Annotated in this window: 23 protein-coding genes, 1 other RNA gene and 2 pseudogenes; 7 read left to right on the forward strand and 19 right to left on the reverse strand. The window is 57.1% G+C overall.

Annotation, left to right across the window (positions count from 1 at the left end; genetic code table 11):
* From ACTHSL_RS02175 to ACTHSL_RS02185, 3 genes and pseudogenes are all read right to left on the reverse strand, one after another.
* Positions 1 to 296: pseudogene (locus tag ACTHSL_RS02175) on the reverse strand (IS481 family transposase); the annotation flags it as partial.
* Positions 297 to 506: 210 nt separating this feature from the next.
* Positions 507 to 1,142 carry a hypothetical protein gene (locus ACTHSL_RS02180; RefSeq protein ID WP_440380167.1) on the reverse strand — a complete coding sequence of 212 codons (636 nt, stop codon included), beginning with the start codon at positions 1,140 to 1,142 and terminating at the stop codon, positions 507 to 509.
* A 295-nt stretch (positions 1,143 to 1,437) separates the two neighbouring features.
* Positions 1,438 to 4,305 (reverse strand): Rne/Rng family ribonuclease, encoded by a 2,868-nt coding sequence (locus tag ACTHSL_RS02185; RefSeq protein ID WP_440380168.1) that lies wholly within the window; start codon positions 4,303 to 4,305, stop codon positions 1,438 to 1,440.
* Between the two features lie 469 nt (positions 4,306 to 4,774).
* Here ACTHSL_RS02185 and ACTHSL_RS02190 point away from each other — a divergent pair, with 469 nt between their 5' ends.
* Together ACTHSL_RS02190 and ACTHSL_RS02195 are read left to right on the forward strand one after the other, a co-directional pair.
* On the forward strand, positions 4,775 to 5,767 hold the full coding sequence (locus ACTHSL_RS02190; protein WP_440380169.1) for an RluA family pseudouridine synthase: 993 nt from the start codon (positions 4,775 to 4,777) through the stop codon (positions 5,765 to 5,767).
* Positions 5,768 to 5,850: 83 nt separating this feature from the next.
* The gene (locus ACTHSL_RS02195) at positions 5,851 to 7,164 is read left to right on the forward strand and encodes an NCS2 family permease (RefSeq protein WP_440380170.1); all 1,314 of its coding nucleotides are present in this window, start codon (positions 5,851 to 5,853) and stop codon (positions 7,162 to 7,164) included.
* A gap of 101 nt (positions 7,165 to 7,265) precedes the next feature.
* On the opposite strand, the gene ACTHSL_RS02200 is transcribed toward ACTHSL_RS02195, so the two are convergent.
* From ACTHSL_RS02200 to ACTHSL_RS02215, 4 genes are all read right to left on the reverse strand, one after another.
* Positions 7,266 to 7,949: a 2,3-diphosphoglycerate-dependent phosphoglycerate mutase gene (locus ACTHSL_RS02200; RefSeq protein ID WP_440380171.1), complete on the reverse strand. Its 684-nt coding sequence runs from the start codon at positions 7,947 to 7,949 to the stop codon at positions 7,266 to 7,268.
* 32 nt (positions 7,950 to 7,981) lie between these two features.
* Positions 7,982 to 8,347: RNase P RNA component class A (rnpB, locus tag ACTHSL_RS02205), an RNA gene on the reverse strand.
* A 173-nt stretch (positions 8,348 to 8,520) separates the two neighbouring features.
* Positions 8,521 to 8,841: a hypothetical protein gene (locus ACTHSL_RS02210; protein WP_440380172.1), complete on the reverse strand. Its 321-nt coding sequence runs from the start codon at positions 8,839 to 8,841 to the stop codon at positions 8,521 to 8,523.
* Positions 8,842 to 8,856: 15 nt separating this feature from the next.
* Positions 8,857 to 9,297 carry a surface-adhesin E family protein gene (locus ACTHSL_RS02215; protein ID WP_107885398.1) on the reverse strand — a complete coding sequence of 147 codons (441 nt, stop codon included), beginning with the start codon at positions 9,295 to 9,297 and terminating at the stop codon, positions 8,857 to 8,859.
* Between the two features lie 65 nt (positions 9,298 to 9,362).
* Between ACTHSL_RS02215 and recQ the strand changes: the two genes are divergently transcribed.
* On the forward strand, positions 9,363 to 11,162 hold the full coding sequence (recQ, locus tag ACTHSL_RS02220) for a DNA helicase RecQ (RefSeq protein WP_440380173.1): 1,800 nt from the start codon (positions 9,363 to 9,365) through the stop codon (positions 11,160 to 11,162).
* Between the two features lie 103 nt (positions 11,163 to 11,265).
* On the opposite strand, the gene ACTHSL_RS02225 is transcribed toward recQ, so the two are convergent.
* Entirely contained in the window at positions 11,266 to 11,679 is a 414-nt protein-coding gene (locus tag ACTHSL_RS02225) for an OB-fold protein (RefSeq protein WP_440380174.1), read from the reverse strand.
* Between the two features lie 193 nt (positions 11,680 to 11,872).
* Here ACTHSL_RS02225 and ACTHSL_RS02230 point away from each other — a divergent pair, with 193 nt between their 5' ends.
* On the forward strand, positions 11,873 to 12,262 hold the full coding sequence (locus ACTHSL_RS02230; RefSeq protein WP_440380175.1) for a helix-turn-helix domain-containing protein: 390 nt from the start codon (positions 11,873 to 11,875) through the stop codon (positions 12,260 to 12,262).
* Between the two features lie 102 nt (positions 12,263 to 12,364).
* On the opposite strand, the gene ruvC is transcribed toward ACTHSL_RS02230, so the two are convergent.
* The 4 genes from ruvC to prfB all read right to left on the reverse strand — a co-directional run bounded on the left by ruvC (position 12,365) and on the right by prfB (position 14,951).
* Positions 12,365 to 12,901: a crossover junction endodeoxyribonuclease RuvC gene (ruvC, locus tag ACTHSL_RS02235; protein ID WP_003769346.1), complete on the reverse strand. Its 537-nt coding sequence runs from the start codon at positions 12,899 to 12,901 to the stop codon at positions 12,365 to 12,367.
* 10 nt (positions 12,902 to 12,911) lie between these two features.
* A complete protein-coding gene (locus ACTHSL_RS02240) occupies positions 12,912 to 13,298 on the reverse strand; it encodes a GIY-YIG nuclease family protein (RefSeq protein WP_440380176.1) in 387 nt (128 codons plus the stop codon).
* 52 nt (positions 13,299 to 13,350) lie between these two features.
* Positions 13,351 to 13,782: a hypothetical protein gene (locus ACTHSL_RS02245; RefSeq protein WP_204810901.1), complete on the reverse strand. Its 432-nt coding sequence runs from the start codon at positions 13,780 to 13,782 to the stop codon at positions 13,351 to 13,353.
* 65 nt (positions 13,783 to 13,847) lie between these two features.
* Positions 13,848 to 14,951, reverse strand: coding sequence for a peptide chain release factor 2 (gene prfB / locus ACTHSL_RS02250; RefSeq protein ID WP_440380177.1), 1,104 nt, complete (start codon positions 14,949 to 14,951; stop codon positions 13,848 to 13,850).
* A 293-nt stretch (positions 14,952 to 15,244) separates the two neighbouring features.
* Here prfB and ACTHSL_RS02255 point away from each other — a divergent pair, with 293 nt between their 5' ends.
* Positions 15,245 to 16,282 carry an NAD(P)H-dependent flavin oxidoreductase gene (locus tag ACTHSL_RS02255; protein WP_440380178.1) on the forward strand — a complete coding sequence of 346 codons (1,038 nt, stop codon included), beginning with the start codon at positions 15,245 to 15,247 and terminating at the stop codon, positions 16,280 to 16,282.
* Between the two features lie 302 nt (positions 16,283 to 16,584).
* Here ACTHSL_RS02255 and ACTHSL_RS02260 read toward each other — a convergent pair whose 3' ends face one another.
* Together ACTHSL_RS02260 and aldA are read right to left on the reverse strand one after the other, a co-directional pair.
* Positions 16,585 to 17,130, reverse strand: a complete 546-nt coding sequence (locus ACTHSL_RS02260) for a DUF4189 domain-containing protein (protein ID WP_440380179.1) — start codon at positions 17,128 to 17,130, stop codon at positions 16,585 to 16,587.
* A gap of 20 nt (positions 17,131 to 17,150) precedes the next feature.
* The gene (gene aldA / locus ACTHSL_RS02265) at positions 17,151 to 18,593 is read right to left on the reverse strand and encodes an aldehyde dehydrogenase (protein WP_003742761.1); all 1,443 of its coding nucleotides are present in this window, start codon (positions 18,591 to 18,593) and stop codon (positions 17,151 to 17,153) included.
* Between the two features lie 290 nt (positions 18,594 to 18,883).
* On the opposite strand from aldA, the pseudogene msrAB reads away from it, so the two are divergent.
* Positions 18,884 to 20,383, forward strand: a pseudogene (gene msrAB / locus ACTHSL_RS02270) (bifunctional peptide-methionine (S)-S-oxide reductase MsrA/peptide-methionine (R)-S-oxide reductase MsrB); the annotation flags it as partial.
* Between the two features lie 88 nt (positions 20,384 to 20,471).
* Here the strand turns inward: msrAB and ACTHSL_RS02275 are convergent.
* On the reverse strand, positions 20,472 to 22,109 hold the full coding sequence (locus ACTHSL_RS02275) for a glycosyltransferase family 39 protein (protein WP_440380180.1): 1,638 nt from the start codon (positions 22,107 to 22,109) through the stop codon (positions 20,472 to 20,474).
* Positions 22,110 to 22,292: 183 nt separating this feature from the next.
* Between ACTHSL_RS02275 and ACTHSL_RS02280 the strand changes: the two genes are divergently transcribed.
* Positions 22,293 to 22,835, forward strand: coding sequence for a hypothetical protein (locus tag ACTHSL_RS02280; protein ID WP_107853561.1), 543 nt, complete (start codon positions 22,293 to 22,295; stop codon positions 22,833 to 22,835).
* A gap of 313 nt (positions 22,836 to 23,148) precedes the next feature.
* Here the strand turns inward: ACTHSL_RS02280 and yidC are convergent, their stop codons facing one another.
* The 4 genes from yidC to rpmH all read right to left on the reverse strand — a co-directional run bounded on the left by yidC (position 23,149) and on the right by rpmH (position 25,713).
* On the reverse strand, positions 23,149 to 24,792 hold the full coding sequence (gene yidC, locus ACTHSL_RS02285) for a membrane protein insertase YidC (protein ID WP_440380181.1): 1,644 nt from the start codon (positions 24,790 to 24,792) through the stop codon (positions 23,149 to 23,151).
* Between the two features lie 226 nt (positions 24,793 to 25,018).
* Positions 25,019 to 25,231 carry a membrane protein insertion efficiency factor YidD gene (gene yidD / locus ACTHSL_RS02290; protein WP_003769318.1) on the reverse strand — a complete coding sequence of 71 codons (213 nt, stop codon included), beginning with the start codon at positions 25,229 to 25,231 and terminating at the stop codon, positions 25,019 to 25,021.
* Entirely contained in the window at positions 25,228 to 25,566 is a 339-nt protein-coding gene (rnpA, locus tag ACTHSL_RS02295; protein WP_440380182.1) for a ribonuclease P protein component, read from the reverse strand. Before rnpA ends, yidD begins: the two co-directional genes overlap by 4 nt.
* A 12-nt stretch (positions 25,567 to 25,578) precedes the next feature.
* A complete protein-coding gene (gene rpmH, locus ACTHSL_RS02300; protein ID WP_002214728.1) occupies positions 25,579 to 25,713 on the reverse strand; it encodes a 50S ribosomal protein L34 in 135 nt (44 codons plus the stop codon).
* Between the last annotated feature and the right edge of the window lie 148 nt (positions 25,714 to 25,861).

The raw sequence follows: 25,861 nt of genomic DNA on the forward strand, positions 1-25,861 counted from the left end.
TCGCCGGGATAGGACTTGTTGTAGCGTTTGGCCTGCTTTTTGAGTTTTTCCTGAATGCTGCGTTCTACCTTGGCCAGGCGTTTCATTCCGTACTTTGCCTGTTTGAAACGGTTGTTGGTGCTGGTTTGGGGTTTGAGCAGCTTGGCCCTTGCGGCCTTAAGTGCGCGATAGATGGTGACGCGGCTGACTTGGTAACGCCGTACCAATGAGCTTACGCTTTCCTTCTCTTGGGTGTAGGCTGTCCAAATGGCTTGGCGGTGGTGCGGGGTGAGGCGGGTGTTTTTGTGCATGTTCATGTTACAGTATTCTCCTGGAAATACTGTAAACAACGCTAGGGATTTCTACAGATAAGGCCGTCTGAAAACAACGGAACGAATTGATGCGAAACATGAATACTTCCGCCCGCCCGGCCGCGCTGAAAACCCACTTCCTCCCGCAAAGAAAAACGCCCGCAAACCTTCCGGGCGTTTTTCTTTGGCGGCATGATGCCGTTTGGCGGACGAACCTTATTTCAAACGGATTTCAATCAACCCGTCATCGTCTGCATGATCGACCAAAATGGCGCGGGTGCGTTCCTGCCAAAGCTCTTTAAACAGCCGTAACTCTTCGTCCGTGGCCGTGCCCGACACGGCTTTGGGCATCACTTCGGCCATCTGCGGGGCAAACGGGACGCGTTGGGCGTGATAGTCGATTTCCGCCGTCGCACCTGTATCGCGTCGGCGCAGGGCGAGCGTGCCGTCGATGTTGCCGTTGAAAGCCAACAGGTCGCGGCGAGCAAAACGGCGGTTCATCCCGATGCCGCCGAAGCCTTGCTCGGCGGCCGCACCGGTCAGCAGGGTGGCGACAGAGGCGACAACGCCGGTCGTACCTTCGTCCCGTCCGTCGCGCATCCGAACCTCGATACCGCCGCGTTCGGGCACATCGTCGCCATACAATGCCTTCAAGCCCCGGCAAACCATCAGGTACGCACCGGCCACCGTGGGGCAGGAATGCCCGGCCAGCCGCACGGCATCAACGTAACGGTAAGTCATCAGGCCGTGTTCGGCTGCACCGAGGAATTCGGCCAGCGGGTCGCGAACCATGATGGTCGGGGCTTGTTCGAAATAAACGGGAAAACCGTCGGAATTGAAGATCAGGGTCATACGGAACTCCTTTTAGTTGAATCGGCCGGCCTCGGCCTGCGGCAAAGGCCGTCTGAAAATATAGAACTGATTGTATAACGGAATATCCGGCAAGCCGCGTTTTCCCGTTTTATCCGTCGGACGAGGCGGCAAAATCGCCGCGGAGGGAAAGAGGCCGTCTGAAACGGCACCTCCGCGCCGTCATTCAGTTTTTTCGGACTGCAATTTAAAAACATAAACCGAAAGGCTGAAACGGAAACAGGCCGTCTGAAAACACGAAACCTGTTTTCAGACGGCCTGCACTTACGGCATATGGCTAAACGCGGCGGGTTTCCACCTGTTCCAGTGGTGCGGCAGCCGTTTCGCTTTCAACGGGTTTCGGCAAGTCTGCGCGGCGTTTGCCCTGCGGCTGTTCGGGTTGAACGGCGGCAACGGCGGCGGCCAAGGCTTCCGGACGGGTTTGAACCAATATCAGGCCGGACGGCGCGGACGGTTCAATTGCGGCAGCCGCAACAGCGGGAGCCGGCACGGCCGACGGTTCGGCTTCCACGGCAACGGGCTCGGCAGGCTGCCCAACCGGCACGGCTTCTCCGACAGGTTCGGCGGTTTCGGTTTCCGCAGAAGGCACGGTTTCGGCCGTATCCATAATCTGCGCCACGGCGGCAAGCACTTTGGCACTGCTGTCGGCAACCATGTCCGCTTCGGCGTTTGCGGGCTGCACCATAATGGAAACGGTTTCTTCCGCCTCATCCTGCGGCAAGGCAGGCAGTGTGATGATCAGCGGTTTATCATGGCCGGTTTGCGGCTGACTGTCTGCCGGACGGGTTTCGCCAAAAACGTGCGCGACAGCGGCAAGGACTTTGTCTGCAGCCTCGTCAATCATCAGATACTGCTCGATTTTGGCGGCTGACGGAATGTTGCGTTTCTTGTCGCTGCGGCGGTTGCCGTTGCGGTCGCGCGGATTGCGGCCGCCCCGCTCCTGATTGCGTCCGCCGCGTTTTTTCTCTGCGGGTTCGGCAACGGCAGGCTGTTCGGCTGCCGCAGCGGCCACGGTTTCAACCGCGGAGGTTTCTGCGGCTTCGTTGCGTTTCGGGTTGCGTTCGCGGCGGCGGTTATCGCGGCTTTCGCGTTTTTCCGTTTGAACTTCGGGCAGAGCGGCAACAGGTGCGGCAATAACGGTTTCTTCCGCCGGTGCGCGTTTTTCCGCCTGTTCGGCCATTGGAACGGCTGCGGCCGGGTCGTTGCGGCGGCGGTTGCCGTTGCGGCCTTCCGCGTTGCGGCTGTCCGTACCGCGTCGGCCGTTGCTGCGGCGGCTGTCGGTTTTGGCGTTGTCGGTTTTGGTTTCTTCCCCATCCGCCGCATCGCTGCGAGAGGCATTGTTCCGCATTTCCCCGCCCGCGCTTCTGCCGGCACCGCGCCGGTTACCGCGCCTGCGGGATGAGGAATGGCGGGAATTGCCTGAGGATTGTTTGCGGCTTTCTTCCTGCGGCTGCTCCATCGTGCCGCCGCCGAACAGGCCTTTGAACCAGGCTTTGAATTTGTCCCACCAACCGGCCGGGCGTTCAGCCACAACGGGAGCCGGCTGGTTGTGTTTGACGCCTTTAACGGCCGGTTCGGGACGGGCGGCTTTGACACGCTCGTTGCCGAAAGGTTTGGCGTTGTCATCCGCTTCGGGCTCGGCGACGCGTTTGTAGCTCGGCGCACCGTCTTCTTCCACATCGTCGCTGCGGATGCGGTTGATTTCGTAGTGCGGATTTTCCAGATGGATATTCGGAATCAGGACGACATTGACGTCCAAACGCTCTTCCATCGCAAACAGCTCGGCACGTTTTTCGTTCAGCAGGAAGGTAGCGACATCGACGGGCACTTGGGCATGCACTTCGCCGGTGTTGTCTTTCATCGCTTCTTCTTGAATGATGCGCAAAACGTGCAGGGCGGTCGATTCGATGCCGCGGATGACACCGGTGCCGGCGCAGCGCGGGCAGGCGACGTGGCTGCTTTCGCCCAAGGCGGGTTTCAGGCGTTGGCGGCTTAATTCCAAGAGGCCGAAGCGAGAAAGTTTGCCCATTTGCACGCGGGCGCGGTCTTTTTTGAGCGCGTCGCGCAGGACGTTTTCAACATCGCGCTGATGCTTGGGGTTTTCCATGTCGATGAAGTCGATGACGACCAAACCGCCCAAGTCGCGCAGGCGCATTTGGCGGGCGACTTCTTCTGCGGCTTCCATATTGGTTTTGAAGGCGGTGTCTTCGATGTCCGTGCCGCGGGTGGCACGGGCGGAGTTGACGTCGATGGAAACCAGGGCTTCGGTGTGGTCAATCACAATCGCGCCGCCGGAAGGCAGGCTGACGCTGCGTGAAAACGCGCTTTCAATTTGGTGTTCGATTTGGAAACGGGAGAACAGCGGCGTATGGTCTTGATAGAGTTTCAGACGGCCTACGTTGTTCGGCATCACATACGACATGAACTCGGAAATTTCCGCATAGACTTCTTCGTTATCCACCAAAATTTCGCCGATGTCGGGACGGAAATAGTCGCGGATGGCGCGGATGAGCAGCGAGCTTTCCATGAAAAGCAGGTAGGGTTCGCGATGGGCTTCGCCGGCTTCTTCGATGGCGCGCCAAAGTTTCAGCAGGTAGTCGAAATCCCATTGCAATTCTTCCACGCTGCGGCCAATGCCGGCGGTGCGGGCAATCAGGCTCATGCCGGCGGGGACATCCAGCTCGGCCATCGCGTCTTTCAGCTCCTGCCGATCCTCGCCTTCGATACGACGGGACACTCCGCCGCCGCGCGGGTTGTTCGGCATCAATACCAAGTAGCGTCCGGCCAGGCTGATGAAGGTGGTCAGTGCCGCGCCTTTGTTGCCGCGTTCGTCTTTTTCCACTTGGACGATGACCTGCATGCCTTCTTTGAGCACTTCCTGAATGCGGGCGCGGCCGCCTTCGTAGTCCTGGAAATAGGAGCGGGATACTTCCTTAAACGGCAAAAAGCCGTGCCGGTCGGTTCCGTAATCGACGAAACACGCCTCCAGCGACGGCTCGATGCGGGTGATGACACCTTTGTAGATATTGCCTTTGCGCTGTTCTTTGCCCAGCGTTTCAATGTCGAGGTCGAGCAGGTTTTGCCCGTCCACAATGGCCACGCGCAGTTCTTCTGCCTGCGTGGCGTTAAACAACATACGTTTCATGATAACCTCTCGGGCGGACGGCGGCCTTTCAGACGGCCCCGGACACCCCGTTAGCACTCACGAAGCGTGTAATCAGTTTTCGAATTTCACACCGCAATACTGCATGCCGCGTCAGGCGGTCATGTGCGGTCGGTTAAGCGGATAAAGAAGGTATTAAAGAACATACGCCGGAGTTTTCCGGCGGCACCCGCGTGCGCTTTTGAGGCGGACACTCTCGGGCTTAAAAAATGACAGCCGACATCTTCTTATTATCGTTTGCCTGTTGTGGTCTGTTTTGTGCGGCGCGGCAAAAGCCCTGTCGTCTTATGCCAAAACGGTTCGGCAGTTCCATTCAAACTTGATTACGGTCTTCCGCCGCGGGCTTTCGCAGACGGAAGGAAATGCTTTGCAGAGTACGTTTTTAATATAGAATCTCTTTTTTCAATATGCTTTGTCCCACAGGGGACAAAACGCGCAGATTATAGAGAAAATGCAGCCGATAAGCAAAGACTCCGCAAGTTTCTTCCGCATCGATGACGAGGCGGCAGGCCAACGCCTTGACAACTATCTGATAAAAATCCTCAAAGGCGTACCCAAAAGCCACATCCACCGCATTATCCGCGCCGGAGAAGTGCGCCTGAACAAAAAACGCTGCAAGCCCGACAGCCGCATTCAGGCGGGCGACCTGCTCCGCATCCCGCCCGTACGCACCGCCGAAAAGCAGAGGCTGTCTGAAAACCGCACCCAAGCCGCACCCGCGCGCGAATTCGACATCGTTTACGAAGACGACGCGCTGCTGGTGATTAACAAACCCTCCGGCACCGCCGTCCACGGCGGCAGCGGCGTGAGCTTCGGCGTCATCGAACAAATCCGCCGCGCCCGCCCCGAAGCCCGTTATCTCGAACTCGTCCACCGCCTCGACAAAGACACCAGCGGCCTCTTGATGATCGCCAAAAAACGCAGCGCGCTCGTCAAACTGCACGAAGCCATCCGCAACGACCACCCCAAAAAAATCTACCTCGCGCTAGGCGTGGGCAAACTGCCGAACGACAGCTTTCACGTCAAACTGCCCCTGTTCAAATACACCGGCGCGCAAGGCGAAAAAATGGTGCGCGTCAGCGAAGACGGGCAGTCCGCGCATACCGTTTTCCGCGTGTTGAACCGTTTTTCAGACGGCCTCCTGCACCAAGCCGGCCTCTCGCACCTGACCTTGGTCGAAGCTACCCTGAAAACGGGGCGCACCCACCAAATCCGCGTCCACCTCCAATCGCAGCAATGCCCCATCGCCGGCGACGAACGCTACGGCGACTACCAAGCCAACAAACGCCTCCAGAAACTCGGTTTGAAACGGATGTTCCTGCACGCCGCCGAGCTGCACCTCGACCACCCGCTGACAGGCGAACCGCTGCACTTGAAGGCCGAATTGCCGCAGGAATTGGCGCAGTTTGTCCTGATGCTGGAAAACGCGGGAGAGGCCGTCTGAAAAAATTTTTCCTGTTTTCAGACGGCCTGATTTGTAGACAATTCGGGTATAATGCCTGCTTTACTTAACTTCACATTTCAATCATGGATAAACAAACTCTCAATCTGTTTGACCGCCTGTTCGGCCTGTCCGCCGCCGGCACGAATGTGCGCACGGAGCTGACGGCGGGGCTGACCACCTTCCTCGCCATGTGTTACATCATCATCGTCAATCCGCTGATTCTCGGCGAAACGGGCATGGACATGGGCGCGGTATTCGTCGCCACCTGCATCGCTTCCGCCATCGGCTGCTTCGTGATGGGCTTCGTCGGCAATTACCCGATTGCGCTCGCGCCGGGCATGGGTTTGAACGCCTACTTTACTTTCGCCGTCGTCAAAGGCATGGGCGTGCCCTGGCAGGTGGCTTTGGGCGCAGTATTCGTTTCTGGCATCATTTTTATTTTATTCAGCTTTTTCAAAGTGCGCGAAATGTTGGTGAACGCGCTGCCTATGGGTTTGAAAATGTCGATTGCCGCCGGTATCGGTCTGTTTCTGTCGCTGATTGCGCTCAAAGGTTCCGGCATCATCGTCGCCAGCGACGCGACTTTAGTGAAGTTGGGCGACATCCACCAACCTGCCGCGCTTTTGGTGCTGGCAGGCTTCGCTATGGTGGTGGCTTTGGGGCATTTCCGCGTCAAAGGGGCGATTATCCTGACCATTCTGACGATTACCGCTATTTCCACCCTGCTGGGCTTGAGCGAGTTTAAAGGCGTGATCGGCGAAATTCCGAGCATTGCGCCGACGTTCATGCAGATGGATTTTACCGGCCTCTTTAAACTCAGCATGGTCAGCGTGATTTTCGTCTTTTTCCTGGTCGATTTGTTTGACTCCACCGGCACGCTGGTCGGCGTTTCCCACCGCGCGGGCCTGCTGGAAGACGGCAAACTGCCCCGCCTGAAGCGCGCCCTGTTCGCCGACTCGACTGCCATCGTCGCCGGCGCCGCTTTGGGTACGTCTTCAACCACGCCGTATGTCGAAAGCGCGGCGGGCGTGTCTGCAGGCGGCCGCACGGGGCTGACCGCCGTAACCGTCGGCGTATTGATGCTGGCGTGTCTGATTTTCTCGCCGCTGGTGCAGAGCATCCCCGGTTTCGCCACCGCGCCCGCGCTGCTCTACGTCGGTGCGCAAATGCTGCGCAGCGCGCGTGAAATCGACTGGGACGATATGACCGAAGCCGCTCCCGCTTTCCTGACCATCGTGTTCATGCCGTTCACCTATTCGATTGCCGACGGCATCGCTTTCGGTTTCATCAGCTATGCCGTGATTAAACTTTTATGCAACCGCGTCAAAGACGTGCCGCCTATGGTGTGGATAGTTGCCGTATTGTGGGCGTTGAAATTCTGGTTTATGGGCGGCTGATGCCGTTTACAGAAATCGTTTACAGAAATGAAGTGTCGAAAAGGCCGTCTGAAATATTTTTTCAGACGGCCTTTTTGTATTGTCCGGATTCGCCCGCAGCGTTACAGGTAGAATTTGTCCAAGACTTTTAAGTTGTCATCTAACTGATACACCAGCGGCTGGCCGGTGGGGATTTCCACGCCCATGATGTCGTCGTCAGAAATGCCCTCGATGTGTTTCACCAGGGCACGCAGGCTGTTGCCGTGGGCGGCCACCAGTACGCGTTTGCCGTTGAGGATGGCGGGGGCGATTTTGTCTTCCCAGAAAGGCAGTACGCGTTCGAGCGTGACTTTCAGGTTTTCGCCGTCGGGAACGACATCGGCGGGCAGGTGCGCGTAACGGCGGTCGTTGTGCGCGGAAAACGGGTCTTTCGGGTCGAGCAGCGGCGGCAGGGTGTCGTAGCTGCGCCGCCAGATGTGGACTTGTTCGTCACCATATTTTTCGCCGGTCTGTTTTTTGTCCAGCCCTTGCAGTTGGCCGTAGTGGCGTTCGTTCAGCCGCCAGGTTTTGATTTGCGGCACGAAGAGTTGGTCGGACTCTTCCAAAACGATGTTGCAGGTTTTGATGGCGCGGGTGAGGACGGATGTGAAGGCGATGTCGAACAGGTAGCCTTTTTCTTTCAGTTTGCGGCCCGCGGCCTGCGCTTCGGCTATGCCTTGTTCGCTCAGTTTGACGTCGCGCCAGCCGGTAAAGAGGTTTTTGGCGTTCCATTCGCTTTGGCCGTGACGGATAAAGACGAGTTCCATGTTTGCTCCGTTTGTAGGGTTGGGTGGTGGGGCATACGGGTCGGACGGTAAGCCGGGTTCTGTCGTCGGACAGTCATTCCTCTAGGCGCGCCATTGCTGACGCGCTCCAGCAACCTACCCGAACGCTCGGCGGGCAGCGTCGTTGCGTTCTGTTTGGTCTTGCTCCGAATGGGGTTTGGCCTGCTGCGCCCTGTTGCCAGGTGCACGGTGCGCTCTTACCGCACCTTTTCACCCTTACCTGTGCCGCCTTTTCAGACGGCCATCGGCGGTTCTGCTCTCTGTTCCACTTTCCGTCGCGTTGCCGCGCCCGGCCGTTAGCCGGCATTCCGCCCTGCGGAGCCCGGACTTTCCTCCCCATACGCCTTGCGGCGGTACGCGGCGACTGTCTGTCCGACCCGTATGCCGCACGGATTATAGCAGGAACGGGCAAGGCCGTCTGAAAGTCTGCTTCCTTTGCGGGAAACATTTGCTTTCAGACGGCCTCACGGTTCGGATACCGGCGGTACGGCAAATACGCCGATTGCCGTCCTGTCGGCGGAACGCGGTTTTCAGACGGCCTTCCAACGAAGGTTTAACGGCTGCCGTGCACGGCCTGCCAGGCGGCGTTCAACCGTTCGCCCGCCTGTTTCAGGGCGGAGTCGTTGGCGGCTTTCTGCTGTTGCGCTTCGGCCAGTTTTTGCGAGTAGGCCTGAATGTCGGCTTCGGCCGAAGCTTTGCGCCGCTGTGCGTCTTCGAGCCGCTGCTGGAGGTATGTCAGACCGGCATCGGTGGAATTTTGCGCGGCAAGTGCCTGCCGGAAGGCGGCCTGCGCACTCATCAATTCGTCGCTGTTGCCGCTGGCGGCCATGGGCAGGGCGGCGGCCAATAAAAATAAGGTGATCCGTTTTTTCATGTCGTCGTTTCCTGTTTAGTGCGCGCAGACGATTTTGCGCTGCTCTTCGGTGAGGGAGTTGGGCGGAATGGCCATCGGGCGGATATCGACGGCGGTGTATTTCTCGTCGGAGATGATTTTGCCCGTATCGTCGTAGAGGGTGGAGGCCGTCAGGCGGAAGGTTTTGTTGCCGCAGTGGATTTCCCAGTTGTTGATGGCGGTTTTGTAAGGCGGCACATTGATAAAGCGTTCTTCCTGCATATCGACGACGATTTTGCGGTCGCGGAAGGTAACGAGCTGGCCGTCGCGCTTGATGCTGTTTTTATCTACCGCCAGCATGAAGTTGCCGTTGTTGGCTTCGCCCATGTTGTGCCAGTCGCCGCCGGCCTGCGGCACGTTGCCGACGCTCGGACAGCCGGCCAAGATAACCAGCGGCAGGAGCAGCGCGGCGGGACGAAGGAGGTGTTTTGTGTTCATTTGCTATCCTTTCAGACGGCCTTTACAATAACGCGCCCATTATAACGGATAACGGAAACTCCGCCATGACCGCCCCGTCCGCGCTTGAAATACTGAACGACGTGTTCGGCTACCCCTCGTTTCGCGGGCGGCAGGCGGAAATCGTCGAAACGCTGGCGGGCGGCAAAAGCCTGCTGGTGCTGATGCCGACGGGCGGGGGCAAATCGCTGTGTTACCAGATTCCCGCCCTGATGCGCGGCGGCGTGGCGGTGGTGGTGTCGCCGCTGATCGCGCTGATGAACGACCAAGTGGCCAACCTGCGCGCGGCAGGCGTGCATTGCGCGGCGGTACACGGCGGCACGCCGCCCGACGACGTGCGCCAAATCGCCGACGACATCGCCGCAGGCCGTCTGAAACTGCTCTACGTTTCGCCCGAACGGCTGGTAAGCGAACGTTTCCTGCGTTTCCTCGACCACACCGCCGTCAGCCTATTCGCCATCGACGAAGCACACTGCGTCAGCCAATGGGGGCACGACTTCCGTCCCGAATACCGCCAGCTCGGGCTGTTGGCCGACCGCTACCCGCAAGTCCCCCGCATCGCCCTGACCGCAACCGCCGACGCGGAAACCCGCGCCGACATCAAACACTACCTCAAACTGGAAAACTCGCCCGAATTCGTCGCCAGCTTCGACCGCCCGAACATCTATTATCAGGTTGTGGAAAAAAACAACGGCAAAAAACAGCTTTTGCAGTTTATCCAAGGGCAAATGGGCGGGCAAAGCGGCATCGTCTACTGCCTGAGCCGCAAAAAAGTGGACGACACCGCTGCCTTCTTATGCGAAAACGGCCTGGATGCCGTGGCCTACCACGCCGGCATGACCATGCAGCAGCGCGAAGCCGCGCAATACCGCTTCACCCACGAAGACGGCCTCATCGTCGTCGCCACCGTCGCCTTCGGCATGGGCATAGACAAACCCGACGTCCGCTTCGTCGCCCACCTTGACATGCCGCAGAGCATCGAACACTTCTATCAGGAAAGCGGCCGCGCCGGACGGGACGGCCTGCCCGCCGTCAGCTGGCTGTGCTACGGTCTCAACGACTGGGTCATCCTGCGCGAACGCATCCTCGAAGGCCAAAGCGGCGAATTCCAAAAAAACATCGAACTGCAAAAACTCGACGCCATGCTGGCGGTATGCGAAACCGCCGAATGCCGCCGCGTCATGCTGCTGCGCCACTTCGGCGAACACTCCGGACCCTGCGGCCACTGCGACAACTGCCTGCACCCGCCCGTCCGCTTCGACGGCACGCTGCTGGTGCAAAAACTCCTCAGCTGCATCTACCGCGTCGGCCAATGCTTCGCCGCCGGCTACGTCATCAACGTCCTGCGCGGCAAAGCCGACGATTGGATACGGGACAACCGCCATCAGGAACTCTCCACCTTCGGCATCGGCGCCGACCTGACCGACAAAGACTGGCGCGCCGTCGTCCGCCAAAGCATAGGCCTCGGCCTGCTGCAAGTCGATTCCCAACACCACCACCGCCTGCTGCTGACCGAAGCGGCGCGCGACGTGCTGAAAAACCGCCGCACCGTCATGCTGCGCCCGCTCAAGCGCGACAAAACCGCCGGACAGAAACCGAAGGAAGAATGGCTGCGCACCGAACGCGAAGAAAGGCTGTGGCAGGCATTGCGGAAATGGCGGCAGGAAAGGGCGCGGGCGGAGGAAATCCCCGCCTACATGGTCTGCGGCGACAAAACCCTGCGCGACATCGTCGAAAAAATGCCGCGCGGCTTGGACAGCCTGCGCAGCATCTACGGCCTGGGCGAAGCCAAAATCGACAAATTCGGCGATGAAATACTGGAAGTTTTAGACAGCGCGGATATCTGAAAAACGGCAGAACCGCATACTGTTAAGGCCGTCTGAAAACATTTTCAGACGGCCTATCAGACAATATCCGGACTTGCCCGCAAAATAATATCCGGCTACGGGACTATTTAAATAATGTGGCACCCTGCCTCAAACCAATATGGCAAGGGTCATCAGAAGATAGTTGATAGTCGGTGATAGTGAAGATTTCCCCCCTAACCGTATAAGTTTTCCCTTTCTGAATATCATACAGTTCCGAATCTTGTGAAGCGGAGTAAAAAATAACAGCCCCGCCGACTTCCAGACTGACACCGCCGTGAGAGAGTGGGCTTTCCGCCTTGACTATGCCTCTCGCCTTGCCCTTGACCGTTATCGTTTTACCGAGATACATTGCCTCTGCCCTTACCTCGTTATCGCGGTAATCCTTACAGATTTGCGCAGGTCTCACATTGATTTCCACAGGGGCGGGCGGCAACTCGGCGCAACTGCAAAGCAACAGCAAGGACAGTACGGATACGGATGATTTTAGTGCTTTCATTGTCTACTCCCTAAAGTATCCCGGCCGCCCCGCATTGAAAACGATTGATTTAATGCTCTTTGCAACCGGCAGGCCAAAAATGAAATAGTGTTAAAGTCGGCATTATCTCATTAGGATGACCGGCGAACCAGCAACGGTCCGGGCAGAAAAACGCCGTTTTATAGGTATGATTAACCGTATGAGGAAACAATAAATGAACGTGAACGAAAAAATCCGCATGATGCGCGAAGTACGGAATTGGACGCAGGAAAAAATGGCGGAAAAACTGGGCATATCCCATAACGGCTATGCCAAAATCGAACGCGGCGAAACCAAACTGTATTTGGAAAAACTCAATCAGATCGCACAAATATTCAACATCAACCTGTCGGATTTGGTCAGCGACAACGATAAAAACGTTTTCTTCTTTTTAAACGGAACCCACGATCAAACCAGTGCCAATTATTACGGCTCTGATGCTTCAAGCCGCATCGAACTTGAAAAACTGAAAATGACCGTCCGCCACCAAGAAGAAATCATCGCCCAGAAAGACAGGGAAATTGCCGCCCAACAGGAAATCATCACTTTGCTTAAGGCACGGTAAATATAAAGGGCGGCATCGGACAAAAGGCTGGTTTTGAGGCCGTCTGAAAACCGTTTTCCCGGCTTTCAGACGGCCTTTATCTGCCTGTCGGCGCGGCCTGAATTATTGGAAACGGCCGCGCTTCACCTGCAAGCCGTCGGGGTTCAGGCGCGCGGCCAAACCCTGATTGCGCAGGGCGTGAGTCAGGGCGACGGCCAGCCCGTCGGCGGCATCGGCCTGCGGCGTGCCCGACAGCCCCAGCATCCTCACCACCATATCCTGAACCTGCTCCTTGGCCGCCTTGCCCTGCCCGACCACTGCCTGTTTGACCTGCAGGGCGGTGTATTCGTATACCGGCAGGCCGCGCATCACCAAGGCCGCCACCGCCGCCCCGCGCGCCTGCCCCAGCATCAGGGTGGCGGCGGGGTTCACATTGACGAACACCTGCTCCACCGCCGCCTGCTGCGGTTTGTAGCAGGCGATGATTTCGCCGATGTTTTCGACGATGATGCCGATGCGTCCGGCCAATTCGTCGCCGGGTATGGTTTTGATGCAGCCGGAGGCAACGTAAAAATGTTCGCGCCCGACCACGTCGATGATGCCGAAGCCGGTGATGCGGCTGCCGGGGTCTATGCCTAAGATACGCAGTGGTTTGTTCATAAAAGGTTTTTTAACAGGGAATCGGCGGCGGGACAAAAGGCCGCCTGAAGGTTTCAACCGCCCCTCCTTCCGCACGGCACAAGGGCACGCTTTGCCGCCACAAGGCGGTTTTGCGCGTTTTGGGCAGTTTTTTAATGCCGGCCTCCAGCCTTTGTGCCTGCGCCCTGTCCAAACCGTCGGCGGCCAGCCTCATTTCGAGCGGTTTGTGCATACGGGTGTAGCGCGCGCCGCGTCCGGCCAGATGGGCGGCAAAGCGTTCGGCGGGGCGATTGCTGACGCCGCAGTAGAGCGAACCGTTTTCGCACAAAACCAGGTAAACGCTCCAATCGCCGCCCGCCTCCGTTTCGGGTTGCAGGGCGGAAAATTCTTCGGGCAGACAGATGTTCATCAGGGGCATGATGAGGCCGTCTGAAAAATGTTTTTCAGACGGCCTCTCCGGTTTTCAAGCCTTACAGGCGGTTGACCGGCAGCGGTACGACTTTGCCGTCCACCAGGCCGAACCACCAATAACCTTTGCGGTTGGGGTCGGTGGCATGGTCTACGCGGCAGAAGGCGAAGGCTTTGTTGTTGATGCAGCCGAAGTTATGCGGCTGCCAGCTGTCGGGCAGGTTTTTTTTCCAGCGGGAAACTTCGCCTGCAGAGGATGCGACCAAACGGCATTCGCCCGTGCCTTGGCAGACGGGCTGCCACTGCCCTCCTCCTTCGCGGCCGTTCATAATCCACTGTTTGCCCTTCAGGACGAACTGCATCTGCATCGGCGTGGGGTTTTCGTCTTTGTCGAGCAGGACGTATTCGCCTTGGTCGCTGCTGTCGAGCGGGGCGGCGGTGGCGGCCAGCGGGGCGGCCAGGAGGCCGAGTGCGATGAAGAGCGTTTTAGTCATAAGGTTTTCCTTTCTTGGGATGAAGGCCGTCTGAAAAGCGGCGGTGCTTTCAGACGGCCTGAAATTTACACGCCTTGTTTCAGGCTGGCTTCGATGAAGCCGTCCAAATCGCCGTCCAATACGGCTTTGGTGTTTCCGACTTCGTAGCCTGTGCGCAAGTCTTTGATGCGCGAGGAGTCCAAGACGTACGAACGGATTTGGCTGCCCCAACCCACATCGGATTTGCCTTCTTCCAACGCCTGTTTCTCTTCGTTGCGTTTGCGCATTTCCAATTCATACAGTTTGGATTTCAACATTTCCATCGCAGCCGCTTTGTTGGCGTGTTGCGAACGGTCGTTTTGACACTGCACCACAATCCCCGTCGGCTCGTGGGTGATGCGCACGGCGGAGTCGGTTTTATTGATGTGCTGGCCGCCCGCGCCCGATGCGCGATAGGTGTCGATACGCAAATCGGCGGGGTTGATTTCGATTTCGATGGAATCGTCGATTTCGGGATAGACGAACACGGAGGCAAACGAGGTGTGGCGTTTGTTGTTCGAGTCAAACGGCGAGTAACGCACTAGGCGGTGAACGCCGGTTTCGGTGCGCAAGAGGCCGTAGGCGTATTCGCCTTCCAGACGGATGGTGGCGCGGTTGATGCCCGCGATTTCGCCGTCGTCTTCTTCGAGGATGTCGATTTTGAAGCCTTTACGCTCGGCGTAGCGGCTGTACATGCGGAACAGCATGCCCGCCCAGTCTTCCGCTTCCGTACCGCCCGCGCCTGCGGTAATGTCGATAAAACAGTTGTTCGGGTCGGCGGGCTGGTTGAACATCCGTTTGAACTCCAAATCCGCCATCTGTTTTTCCAGTCCCGCCACGTCTTCCTGCACGGCGGCGAAACCTTCTTCGTCGTTTTCTTCGACGGCCATTTCAATCAGCATGCGGTTATCTTCGATGCCCGTCGCGATGTTGTCGAGCGTCAACACGATGCCTTCAAGGATTTTGCGCTCTTTGCCGATTTCTTGGGCGCGTTTCGGGTCGTTCCATAGTTCTGGGTCTTCGGAAAGGCCGATGACTTCTTCCAATCGGTCTTTCTTGCCCTGATAGTCCATATAAACGCGGATGTCTTCGCTGCGCTTTTCCAAATCGTTTAACGCATTGTTGAGCTGGTTGATTACTTCGGCTTCCATAATGTTCTTTGTGTAGGATTAAGCGGCGTATTTTAATGGATTTGCCGCCGTTTAGCCATTTCGGGCGGAGAAAGGCCGCCTGAAAAGCGGGAAACGGCTTTTCAGACGGCCTTATGCTATGCTTGCGCCCTTGTTTTGCGGCTAACGCACATAGTAAGATGGCAAGTCAAAATAAGGAATGCCGCCCTACCATTTCAGGGCATACGGGCATGGATCGGCCGACGCCCATCCTGCCCGTGTAACCGTTCTTTCGACTTCCAACCATACAAACCGGAAAAAAAAGGAGAAACACCATGTCCGCAATCCTCGCCTCCCTGCGCCATCCGCTGATTCAGGCACCGATGGCCTTCGCCCACGATACCGCGCTGCCGCTGGCAGTCTGCCGTGCCGGCGCGCTGGGCTCGCTGGCCGCCGCCATGTACGGCCCGCCCGCCCTCGAACAGGCCTTGCAAACGATGCGGGACGAAGGCGGCGGCCTGCCCTACAACCTCAATTTCTTCGCCCACCGTACACCCGAAGCGGACGAGGCGCAACGCGCCGCCTGGCTGGCCGTGCTGCGCCCCTATTTCGACGAACTCGGCCTGTCGGAAGGCGATATTCCCGCCAACGGCGGCAGGCGGCCGTTTGACGCGGACGCACTGGCTTTGCTGGAACGCTTCCGCCCGCCGGTAGCGAGTTTCCATTTCGGCCTGCCCGCATCGGATTTGCTCTCGCGCGTGAAAGCCGCCGGCTGCGAAGTGTGGGCGAGCGCGACCACGGTGGAAGAAGCCTTGTGGCTGGAGGCGAACGGCGCGGACGTCGTCATCGCCCAAGGCTGGGAGGCCGGCGGCCACCGGGGCTGGTTTTTAAACCGCGCCCCCGCCTGCCAAAGCGGCCTTTTCGCGCTGCTGCCCGCCGTCTGCCGGGCGGTAAACCTGCCCGTCGTTGCGGCGGGTGGGATTGCCGATGCCGATGCCGTCCGCGCCGCTTTGGATTTGGGTGCGGCGGCGGTTCAGGCGGGAACGGCCTTCCTGCTGGCCGACGAAGCCCTGACCAAACCCGCCCACCGCGCGGCCATCCGATCCGCACGGCCGGAAGACACCGCCGTCACCAACCTGTTCAGCGGCGGCGCGGCGCGCGGCATCGTCAACCGTTTCATGCGCGAAGCCGGCCCGATGAACGAAGCCGCCCTGCCCTTCCCCTTGGCGGGCGCGGCAGCAGGCGCGTTGAAGGCGGAAGCGGAACGGCGCGGCTGCTTTGATTTTTCGCCGTTTTGGGCGGGACAGGGCGCGGGCAGGTGCGTCCCCGGCAGTGCGGCCGACATTGTCGCCCGTTTGTGCGCCCGCTTGTAAGCGGACATAAGGAGGCCGTCTGAAGAACCTTGTTCCGTTTTTTCAGACGGCCTTTTATATCAACACATCAAGGCGTTATCAAACACCATATGCACTAGGGCTGAGAGGTCCGATACCATTAGGACCACAACGTCCAGAACCCGCTGGGTCATAACAAGAAAAAGCACATGGGCTTGCTAACAACAATAAAGGGATTATAAAACTATGCTTGACCATTGTTACTTACCTCTTATTAAAAAGGCAGCCTGAAAACAAAATTTAGGTTTTCAGGCTGCCTTAGCATTAACTCAACCCAAAATCTACTAGCGTGGCGGTCGTGCAATAGAACATTCTTCTTCTATTGCAATACCACAATCGCTGTATTGAGCTGAACATTTCTCCATTACATCTCTTTGAGTTTGCCCTTGCTGTTGAGAAATTGAATAAACGGGATAATAACGGTTAAACGGACCTTTGCCAGAAGCCATACTTATACAACCATTAGCATATTCAAGATATATCTTACAGGGACTAGCGTTTTCTATTTTGCAAAGTTGTAAGACTTTCCTTTTAGCCTCTTGTTTGGAGTTCATATTATAAACAGAGCTAAACCCATGATTATTTATTGCACGAGCGACAGCCCCAAACCTATCAGGCAAAATCACAGTTATCGGGGGAGGAGGGGGGGGGTTATAGACTGTTCCTCCTCCTTGTTGTTGAAACGATGCATCGTATTCCGCTCTCGTTGCAACCCATCTACCCGTAGCATCATAAAAACCGCATTGCCCAGTTCCCTGTGCGGGGTTACAAGCCAAAGCATTCGAAGTTGCTAATAAAAATAGTGAAACTATAAAACTATGCTTGGCCATTAGTGTTTCCTCCATTGTTATCAAATATTGGTTTCCAGATAAACGACTTGGGTTTGCAGGTATTCTTCCAAACCGTGTTTGCCGTCCGCGCCGCCGATGCCGGATTTTTTCCAGCCCGCGTGGAAGCCCTGCATGGCTTCGAAGTTTTCGCGGTTGATGTAGGTTTCGCCGAATTGCAGGCGGCGGGTGACGTAGAAGGCTTCGTTCAGGTTGGTGGTGTACACGGAGCTGGTCAGACCGAATTCGCAGTCGTTTGCCAAGGCGATGACTTGGTCGAGCGTGTCGAAAGTGGAAACGGGCAGGACGGGGCCGAAGGTTTCTTCCTTCATGATGTCCATGTTGTTGTCGGTGTCGGTCAGCAGGGTCGGCTCGAAGAAATAGCCGCGTCCTTCGGCGCGTTTGCCGCCGCAAACCAGCGTCGCACCTTGTTTGACGGCGCGTTCCACTTTTTCGGCAACGGCTTTGACGGCGCGCTCTTCAATCAGCGGACCCATTTCCAGCGCGCCTGCTTCGGCTTCGGCAGGGTTGCCGTAGCGCACGCCTTTCATGGCGGCGGTCATTTTTTCAATGAACGCGTCTTTCAGGCTGCTGTGGACATAGACGCGCTCGGCGCAGTTGCAGATTTGACCGGTGTTGCCGACGCGAGAAGCCAAGATGGATTTCACTGCCAAGTCCAAATCCGCGTCTTTCAAAACGATGGCAGGCGCTTTGCCGCCGAGTTCCAGCGAGACTTTGGTGATGTTGGCGGAAGCGGCTTCCATCACTTGGCGGCCTGCTTCGACGGAGCCGGTCAGGCTGACCATATCGACTTGCGGATGGGCGGACAAGGCATTGCCGATTTCCGCGCCGGGGCCGTTCACCACGTTGAACACGCCTGCGGGCAGTCCGACGGCATCGACGATTTCGGCGAAAATGTGGCAGTTGATCGGGGTCACGCTGCTGGGTTTGACGACGATGGTGTTGCCCGTGACCAAAGCGGGGCCCATTTTGCGGGCAATCAGGAAGAAGGGGAAGTTCCACGGCAGGATGCCTGCCACGACGCCCAGCGGACGTTTGAACAATAAAATGTTTTCGCGCGGACGGTCGCTTTGAATGATTTCGCCTTCGTAACGGCGCGCCCATTCGGCTTGGTAATCGAGATAGTCGGCGGTAAACATGACTTCCACGCGCGCCAAGTCTTTGGTTTTGCCGCCTTCGGCAACGATGGTGTCGGTCAGCTCGTCGGCGCGTTCGCGTATGCCTTGGGCGATTTTGCGCAAATACGCGCCGCGTTCGACCGCAGGCAGCCGCTCCCATGCCGGCTGCGCCGCACGCGCCGCCGCTACGGCGCGGTCAACGTCCGCTTTGCCGCCTTTGGGTTCGCGGGCGATGGTTTCTTCGGTGGAAGGGTTCAATACGTCGCGCCATTCGCCGTTGAAATCATTTTCAAAGCGTCCGTTGATGTACATGGCCAATTGTTTCATTTAGGGTTCTCCTGTTGTTGTAGTCGGATGTAGCGAGTGTATGCCTTTTACGCCGTAACTGCAATGGACAGGCCGTCTGAAAATGCAGTTTTGACAAGATGAAAATTTATTTTTCAGACGGCCTTTTACTTTTTTATGCGCAAGGCTGTAAGATTAGGCGCCTGCCGACGTCTAAACATCATCTGTTGTAATGTAAACAAAAGGAGTGAAAGATGGAAAACCGGAAAAAATCGGGTTGGAAAATCGCCCTGCTGACGGGTGCGGCCGTGGCCGGCGCGGCCTTCCTGCTGCCCCACACCGTTCCCGCAGAGGCCGCGTCCGTGCCGAAAATGTTGTCCGAACTGAAAACGCCGCAAGGCCGCCCCGCCGGCGTTTATTTGAAAAAAGACAAACCCACCCTGATTAAATTCTGGGCGAGCTGGTGTCCTTTGTGTTTGTCCGAACTGGGGCAAACCGAAAAATGGGCGCAGGACAAGCAGTTCAGTTCTGCCAACCTGATTACCGTCGCCTCCCCCGGCTTTTTGCACGAGAAAAAAGACGGCGACTTTCAAAAATGGTATGCCGGTTTGAACTATCCCAAGCTGCCCGTCGTGACCGACAACGGCGGCACCATCGCCCAAAGCCTGAATATCGGCGTTTACCCCTCGTGGGCGTTAATCGGTAAAGACGGCGACGTGCAGCGCATCGTCAAAGGCAGCATCAACGAAGCGCAGGCATTGGCGTTAATCCGCGACCCGAATGCCGATTTAGGCCGTCTGAAAAATTCGTTCTACAAACCCGACACACAGAAAAAGGATTCAAAAATCATGAACACGCGCACCATCTACCTCGCCGGCGGCTGCTTCTGGGGCTTGGAAGCCTATTTCCAACGCATAGACGGCGTGGTGGACGCAGTATCCGGCTACGCCAACGGCAAAACAAAAAATCCGAGCTACGAAGACGTGTCCTACCGCGATACGGGCCATGCCGAGACCGTCAAAGTGACTTACGATGCCGACAAACTGAGCCTCGACGACATCCTGCAATACTATTTCCGCGTCGTTGACCCGACCAGCCTCAACAAACAAGGCAACGACACCGGCACGCAATACCGCAGCGGCGTGTACTACACCGACCCCGCCGAAAAAGCCGTCATTGCCGCCGCCCTCAAACGCGAGCAGCAAAAATACAAACAGCCCCTCGTTGTCGAAAACGAGCCGCTGAAAAACTTCTACGACGCCGAGGAATACCATCAGGACTACCTGATTAAAAACCCCAACGGCTATTGCCACATCGACATCCGCAAAGCCGACGAACCGCTGCCGGGCAAAACCAAAGCCGCCCCGCAAGGCAAAGGCTTCGACGCGGCAACGTATAAAAAACCCAGTGACGCCGAACTCAAACGCATCCTGACCGAAGAGCAATACCAAGTGACCCAAAAAAGCGCGACCGAATACGCCTTCAGCCACGAATACGACCATCTGTTCAAACCCGGCATTTATGTGGACGTCGTCAGCGGCGAACCCCTGTTCAGCTCCGCCGACAAATTCGATTCCGGCTGCGGCTGGCCGAGCTTTACCCGCCCGATTAACGCCGCCGCCGTTACCGAACACGACGATTTCAGCTACAACATGCGCCGCACCGAAGTGCGCAGCCATGCCGCCGATTCGCACTTGGGGCACGTCTTCCCCGACGGCCCCAAAGACAAAGGAGGCCTGCGCTACTGCATCAACGGCGCGAGCCTGAAATTCATCCCGCTGGAACAAATGGACGCGGCAGGCTACGGCGCGTTGAAAGGCAAAGTGAAATAAGCGGAATAAAGCGTTTGAACGGAAAGAGGCCGTCTGAAAAACAATTTTCAGACGGCCTCTTTCTGCCCATTCAATCTGTTTGTCCGCTTTACAAACGTTGCAGCAAAAGGAAACGTTCGTTTTTATTGCGCGGTCTGCCGCCCTGCCAAACCTCGCGCCAGCCTGCGGGTACGGCCGCATCGGCATTGGCCTGTATCAGCCGGTAGCCGCAAGCCGATTCGCCGACTTCGAAGGGCAGGCTGCCGTATTCGCGCCACGACACGCGGGCAAGGACGGCCATTTCGTCTATGCTGAAACAGGCACTGCGTTCGCTCAATTCGGCAGGCGCGGCGGCTTCCATGCGCGCCACCACAGGGCGGTAGCTTTTGGCCGCATCCAGCCAAGGCAGAAACAGCGTCATCAGCAAAGCCCACACCAGCGTCATGCCTGCCGCCCAATTGGTGACCGCCTGCCGCCCCTTCACATTTTTGCGCGTAACCGCCCACAGCCACAACGGTGTGAACAACAGGGCGATCAGCATGGGCACAACATCAAACTCGGGCGTGTAATACGGGCTGAAATAAGCCGACCGTTCGGCCAGTTTGGCCGGCCAGCCGAAATTCATCGCCGAAAAACCAATCCAAAGGAACACCGCCAACAGACCGAAAATCATAATGCCGAACCAGTTGAAAAACGCCGCCGCGCCGCGCCGCAGGCTGTCGAGACGGCACGCGCCGAGCACGGCCAGCGGCGGCAACAGCAGAATCAGATTGTCGGCATGGGTTTGCGGCGCGACGGCCAACAGCAGCCCCACCGCCGCCAACCACAACACCGTCGGCCCGCCCCAGCTTTCGCTTAAAAAACGGCGGCGGCTGAAAGTCCACAACGCCAGCGGCCAGGCGGGAAAGGCAAACCACAGCAGGTTTTTCAAATAATAAGGCAGGCTGAAGGCGGCGGAAAAAGTTGCCAAACCGCCGAAAACACCGAGAACATGATGATTCAGCCACCCCGAAAACGCTTCGGGCGAAACCTGATACAAAGCCAGCGGGTACACGGCAGCCAAAGGTACGGCCAAAGCAAAGGCGGCAGCCAGCGCAACGGCGAAACGGCGGCTCCGCCAAACGGGAAACAACGGCAACAGGCAGGCGGCCAGCATCAATGCCGCCATAACCGCCCAACCGGCCGATACCGACAGCAACGCCCAGCCGCAACCCAACAACAGCGCGGCAAAAATCGCCCGCCGGCGCGCCACCGCCAAGCCGTACAGGCACAAACCCGCGGCGGCAAACTGCACCGACGCGCCGCCAAGCAGGTGGCCGCCGGTTATCAGGCCGGCACAGCCTATCAGTATCAGCACCACGCTGCGCCCCTGATGCCGTCCTGCCAGATGGAAACCCGCCATGCCGCAGGCCGTCAGCCCGACGGCGGTAAACAGCACACTGGCCAACCGCATCGCCGAATAGGCATCCGTCAGCCAAGGCGACAGCAGCCGGCGGCACCACGCCGCCAGCCAAACGTAAACAAACGGCATTCCGCCGTCCTGCCTGCCCGGCACTTGCGGCTGCAACCAACTGCCGCCCGACAATATGCCGTTTACCGCCTCGTTAAACCAAATTTCGTCGGGCTTCCACAAATCGTGCGAAAACACGCCCGGCCAGAGCCAGGCAAACGCCAGCAGCAGCAATATCCACGGTTTTTCGCGCGTAGGCGGCGCGGCGCGCATCTCCGGCGGGGTATAGGTCAGCATAAGAATCGGTTTCCGGTAAAAGTCGGGCGGTAGTGTAACAAAATTGCGCCCCATTAGGCATGGCATGACGGGGAGGCCGTCTGAAAAACAACCGCACGCCCGTCCTGCCTGCCGTTTTTTCAATCCATACTTAATCAGGCAGGGGCTTTCTGCTACACTGCCCGCCCTTGACGGAGCAAAGACATGATGCGTTTCCCTTTTTTACTGCCGGTATGGATTGTACTGGCCGACATGATTTACACCTTCGTACTGAACGTGATGCAAAGCGTCGCTTCGGGGCAGAAAAAAGCACTGCCCGCAGACGGCCTGCCCGTATCGCCCGACATTGTTTTTTCCGGCCTCCAAGTCGTCGCCAACGGTGGCATGGTATTGTGCATCGGGTTCGGCCTGCTGATGCTGCTGAGGCTCGACCGCTCCGTGGCTCGCGGCAAAGCCATGCCCGTCGGCGTATTCGCCACACTAGGCCTCTTGGCCGTGCTGGCCTTTTCCCTTGCTTCAGTGTGGCAGTGGGGCTGGGCCCTGCTGAGGCTGTCCGGCGGCGAAGCGGCCATATCGTTCGACAACCCGCGTTATCTGCTGGTCGCCGCCTGCCAGCCCTTCATCGCCCTATTCTGCCTCTACCGCCTCTTCGGCTGGTACCGTTTGGCGAAACGCGGGCAGCTTGCCGCGCATGGCGACGGCAGCGATACGGCTTTGACCGGCACAAACCAACATGAGAGTTTCTGATTGCTCAAGCTCAACACCCGAAGCGCATTGAAAACACGAACCGCCGCTTTCAGACGACCTCCCGTCCCGCCGCCAATCATCATGACGCACAATCAAGGCAAAGCGGCAAATCCTCAAACAGTATAGGGGGAGTAAGACAGATTCATTCCGTTTTGCGATACCTTGCAGAACCATTTTCTTTAACATCAAACGAAGCCACGCTGCGGAGAAACAAGTTAATCGCCGCATCATCACTTATTCCGCTTGATAAAAAGGCCGTCTGAAAAACCTTTGCCCAGGTTTTCAGACGGCCTTTCAATACTCGGATGCCGGGTTAAGACACCACTTCGCCTTTTTTACGTTGCTGTTCGGTACTGCGGTTTACATACCATTGCTGCGCGATGGTCAGCAGGTTGTTCACCACATAGTACAGCACCAAGCCGGCAGGGAAGAGGAAGAACATAAACGAGAAGACAAACGGCATAATCTTCATCATTTTGGCCTGCATCGGATCGGTCGGCGGCGGGTTCAGTGTGGTTTGGAACCACATGGTCGCCGTCATCAGAACGGGCAGGATGAACCACGGGTCATGGCGGGACAAATCTGTAATCCAACCCAGCCACGGAGCCTGGCGCAATTCCACCGAACTGAATATCGCCCAATAAAGGCCGATAAAGATCGGGATTTGCAGCAACATCGGCAGACAGCCGCCCAGCGGATTGATTTTTTCGCTGCGGTACATCTGCATCATAGCCTGCTGCATCGCCATACGGTCGTCGCCGTATTGTTTTTTCAGTGCTTCGAGCTTCGGTGCGACCGCGCGCATTTTCGCCATGGATTTATAGGCGGCGTTGTTCAGCGGGAAGAGGACTATTTTGACGATAATGGTCAGCAGGACGATTGCCCAACCCCAGTTGCCGGTAAAGCCGTGCAGTTTGTCCATCAGCCAGAAGAGGCCGGTTGCAGGCCAATGTACGCGGCCGTAGTCTTTAATCAATTCCAAATTGTCGGCGATTTTGCCGAGCGCGGAAGTGGTTTGCGGACCGGCGTACAGGGAAATACCGAAGCCCTGCTTCATGCCGTTGGCCAATTCGGGTTGCGGAACGATAACGCCGGCGGAATAAAGGTTGTCGCTGCGGCGTTTGATGTCGATGCGGCAAGCATCGGTGGTACACACGCTTTGTCCGCCTTTCGGTTGCAGAATCCAAGACGAAAAGAAGTAGTGCTGACTCATACCAACCCAGCCGGACTGGGTTTTACGCTCGTATTCGGCCTGTTCGCGCCCTTCTTTGAAGTCGTCATCCAAATCGCCGAATTTGACTTTTTGAAACCCACCCTGCGGGGTATACAACACAGGCCCCGTGTAGTTAGCCATAAAATAACCTTGGCCTTCCGGTGCCTTGCCGTCGCGGACGATGCGGTAGGAACCGTCTGTTCGGATGGGGCTGCCGCTGCGGTTGGTCACGTCAAAACGGATGCCGACCAAATAGCTGCCTTTGGTAAAAGTATAGATTTTGTCGATCTGAATGCCGTTGGCAGTGTTGGCGGTCAGGCGGACTTCGGCTTTGTCGCCTTCAAGGCTGTATTGTTTTTTCGCACTTTGAAAACTCAACCCTTGGGTCAGGCTGCGGCCGGCCGCATCCACCACGTCGGATTGGGCAACATAAATGCCGTCCTTACCATCGTGAAACAGCGTGAAAGGTTTGCTCTGATCTTCTGCCGAATCGTATTTCAGCAAGGTCAGGCTGCGCAAATCACCGCTTTTTTCATCAATAACTGCATTGACGGTATCCGTGCTGACCGTAATCGGAACAGCCGGACTCAAACCGGTTTCGGCCGGAATAGTCGGGGAGGTTTGTTGCTGTCCGGCCTGCTGCACGGCTGAAACCGCGGGCTGCGGGGTTGGGAATATTTTTTCCCATCCCAACAGTATCAGCAGGGAAACAGCAAAAAACACGGTCATTCTTTTGATGTCCATCGGTTTTTCCTGTATGTCGTCAGACGGAAGGAGAGGCCGTCTGAAAATTTAGGCGGCTGTTTCACAGCGCACCGGTATTTGAAATCTCTTGTACTCCGCGCGCAAACGCGTACTGCATTTAAATATGCGGACAAAATATCCGATTCTGCCGCGCTTTTTCGCTCCGGCCTGCCTTGTACGGCTGAAACATGACGGGAAGCAGGCCGAATCCGATACGGGAATCGGTTTAAGGCACCGGATCATGTCCGTGCCCGCCCCAAGGATGGCAGCGGGCAATTCGTTTGACTGCCAGCCAGCCCCCCTTGAATGCGCCATATTTGCGTACGGCTTCCAAAGCATATTGCGAACAGGTCGGAGTATAGCGGCATCGTGGCGGAATCATCGGGCTGATGCAGTATTGGTAAAACTTGATCAGCCATTGCAACAACTTGGCAATCATGATTTCTGCAACAGCAGCCGCCGGAGCTGCGCCCGTATTTCGTCCGCACCGTCGCGCCCGAAGGGGCGGCGGACCCGTATCACAAAATCCCGAGGCGGCAACTGCGCCTTATGCCGTCGAAACCAGTCGCGCAACACACGTTTCATATAATTGCGGTCATGGGCACGTTTGGCTGTTTTTTTACCGACCACCAAACCAAGCCGCGCATGCCCGGCGGAATTGGTATCGGAATAAGAAATTTGCAGTAACGCGCAGTTATATTGCCTTCTTAAAGCAAAAACGGAAGAAAATTCTTCCGTTTTCAATAAGCGGTACTGCCTGCCGAAGCTTTCCAAAACGGCTTCGGATTAAACGGCCAAACGCTTACGGCCTTTGGCACGGCGCGCAGCCAATACGGCACGGCCGCCGCGGGTTTTGGAGCGCACCAAAAAGCCGTGGGTGCGTTTGCGTTTGGTTACGGAAGGTTGATAAGTGCGTTTCATGATATTCCTAAAAATCGGTATGAAATTGAAAACAGCAGATTACAACCTAAATTCTTGTTTTTGTCAATCAATATAAGGAAATTAGACAGAATATCCCGTTTGCGGCCCAGGTTTCGGCCCCATCGGCAGCACATGGCGGGCATAATGG

Source organism: Neisseria sp. P0008.S010, from assembly GCF_051962715.1.
GTDB classification, from domain to species: domain Bacteria; phylum Pseudomonadota; class Gammaproteobacteria; order Burkholderiales; family Neisseriaceae; genus Neisseria; species Neisseria elongata.

Bases quoted from the DNA above. Each gene is read 5' to 3' on its own strand.
- recQ (WP_440380173.1), top strand. From the start codon at position 9,363: ATGACCGCCCCGTCCGCGCTTGAAATACTGAACGACGTGTTCGGCTAC.
- ACTHSL_RS02225 (WP_440380174.1), bottom strand. From the start codon at position 11,679: ATGAAAGCACTAAAATCATCCGTATCCGTACTGTCCTTGCTGTTGCTT.
- yidD (WP_003769318.1), bottom strand. From the start codon at position 25,231: ATGATTGCCAAGTTGTTGCAATGGCTGATCAAGTTTTACCAATACTGC.
- yidC (WP_440380181.1), bottom strand. From the start codon at position 24,792: ATGGACATCAAAAGAATGACCGTGTTTTTTGCTGTTTCCCTGCTGATA.
- ACTHSL_RS02255 (WP_440380178.1), top strand. From the start codon at position 15,245: ATGTCCGCAATCCTCGCCTCCCTGCGCCATCCGCTGATTCAGGCACCG.
- ACTHSL_RS02215 (WP_107885398.1), bottom strand. From the start codon at position 9,297: ATGAACACAAAACACCTCCTTCGTCCCGCCGCGCTGCTCCTGCCGCTG.
- ACTHSL_RS02190 (WP_440380169.1), top strand. From the start codon at position 4,775: ATGCAGCCGATAAGCAAAGACTCCGCAAGTTTCTTCCGCATCGATGAC.
- ACTHSL_RS02200 (WP_440380171.1), bottom strand. From the start codon at position 7,949: ATGGAACTCGTCTTTATCCGTCACGGCCAAAGCGAATGGAACGCCAAA.
- ACTHSL_RS02245 (WP_204810901.1), bottom strand. From the start codon at position 13,782: ATGACTAAAACGCTCTTCATCGCACTCGGCCTCCTGGCCGCCCCGCTG.
- ACTHSL_RS02210 (WP_440380172.1), bottom strand. From the start codon at position 8,841: ATGAAAAAACGGATCACCTTATTTTTATTGGCCGCCGCCCTGCCCATG.
- ACTHSL_RS02275 (WP_440380180.1), bottom strand. From the start codon at position 22,109: ATGCTGACCTATACCCCGCCGGAGATGCGCGCCGCGCCGCCTACGCGC.
- ACTHSL_RS02280 (WP_107853561.1), top strand. From the start codon at position 22,293: ATGATGCGTTTCCCTTTTTTACTGCCGGTATGGATTGTACTGGCCGAC.
- ACTHSL_RS02240 (WP_440380176.1), bottom strand. From the start codon at position 13,298: ATGCCCCTGATGAACATCTGTCTGCCCGAAGAATTTTCCGCCCTGCAA.
- ruvC (WP_003769346.1), bottom strand. From the start codon at position 12,901: ATGAACAAACCACTGCGTATCTTAGGCATAGACCCCGGCAGCCGCATC.
- ACTHSL_RS02260 (WP_440380179.1), bottom strand. From the start codon at position 17,130: ATGGCCAAGCATAGTTTTATAGTTTCACTATTTTTATTAGCAACTTCG.
- ACTHSL_RS02180 (WP_440380167.1), bottom strand. From the start codon at position 1,142: ATGACCCTGATCTTCAATTCCGACGGTTTTCCCGTTTATTTCGAACAA.
- ACTHSL_RS02195 (WP_440380170.1), top strand. From the start codon at position 5,851: ATGGATAAACAAACTCTCAATCTGTTTGACCGCCTGTTCGGCCTGTCC.
- ACTHSL_RS02230 (WP_440380175.1), top strand. From the start codon at position 11,873: ATGAACGTGAACGAAAAAATCCGCATGATGCGCGAAGTACGGAATTGG.
- prfB (WP_440380177.1), bottom strand. From the start codon at position 14,951: ATGGAAGCCGAAGTAATCAACCAGCTCAACAATGCGTTAAACGATTTG.
- ACTHSL_RS02185 (WP_440380168.1), bottom strand. From the start codon at position 4,305: ATGAAACGTATGTTGTTTAACGCCACGCAGGCAGAAGAACTGCGCGTG.
- aldA (WP_003742761.1), bottom strand. From the start codon at position 18,593: ATGAAACAATTGGCCATGTACATCAACGGACGCTTTGAAAATGATTTC.
- rpmH (WP_002214728.1), bottom strand. From the start codon at position 25,713: ATGAAACGCACTTATCAACCTTCCGTAACCAAACGCAAACGCACCCAC.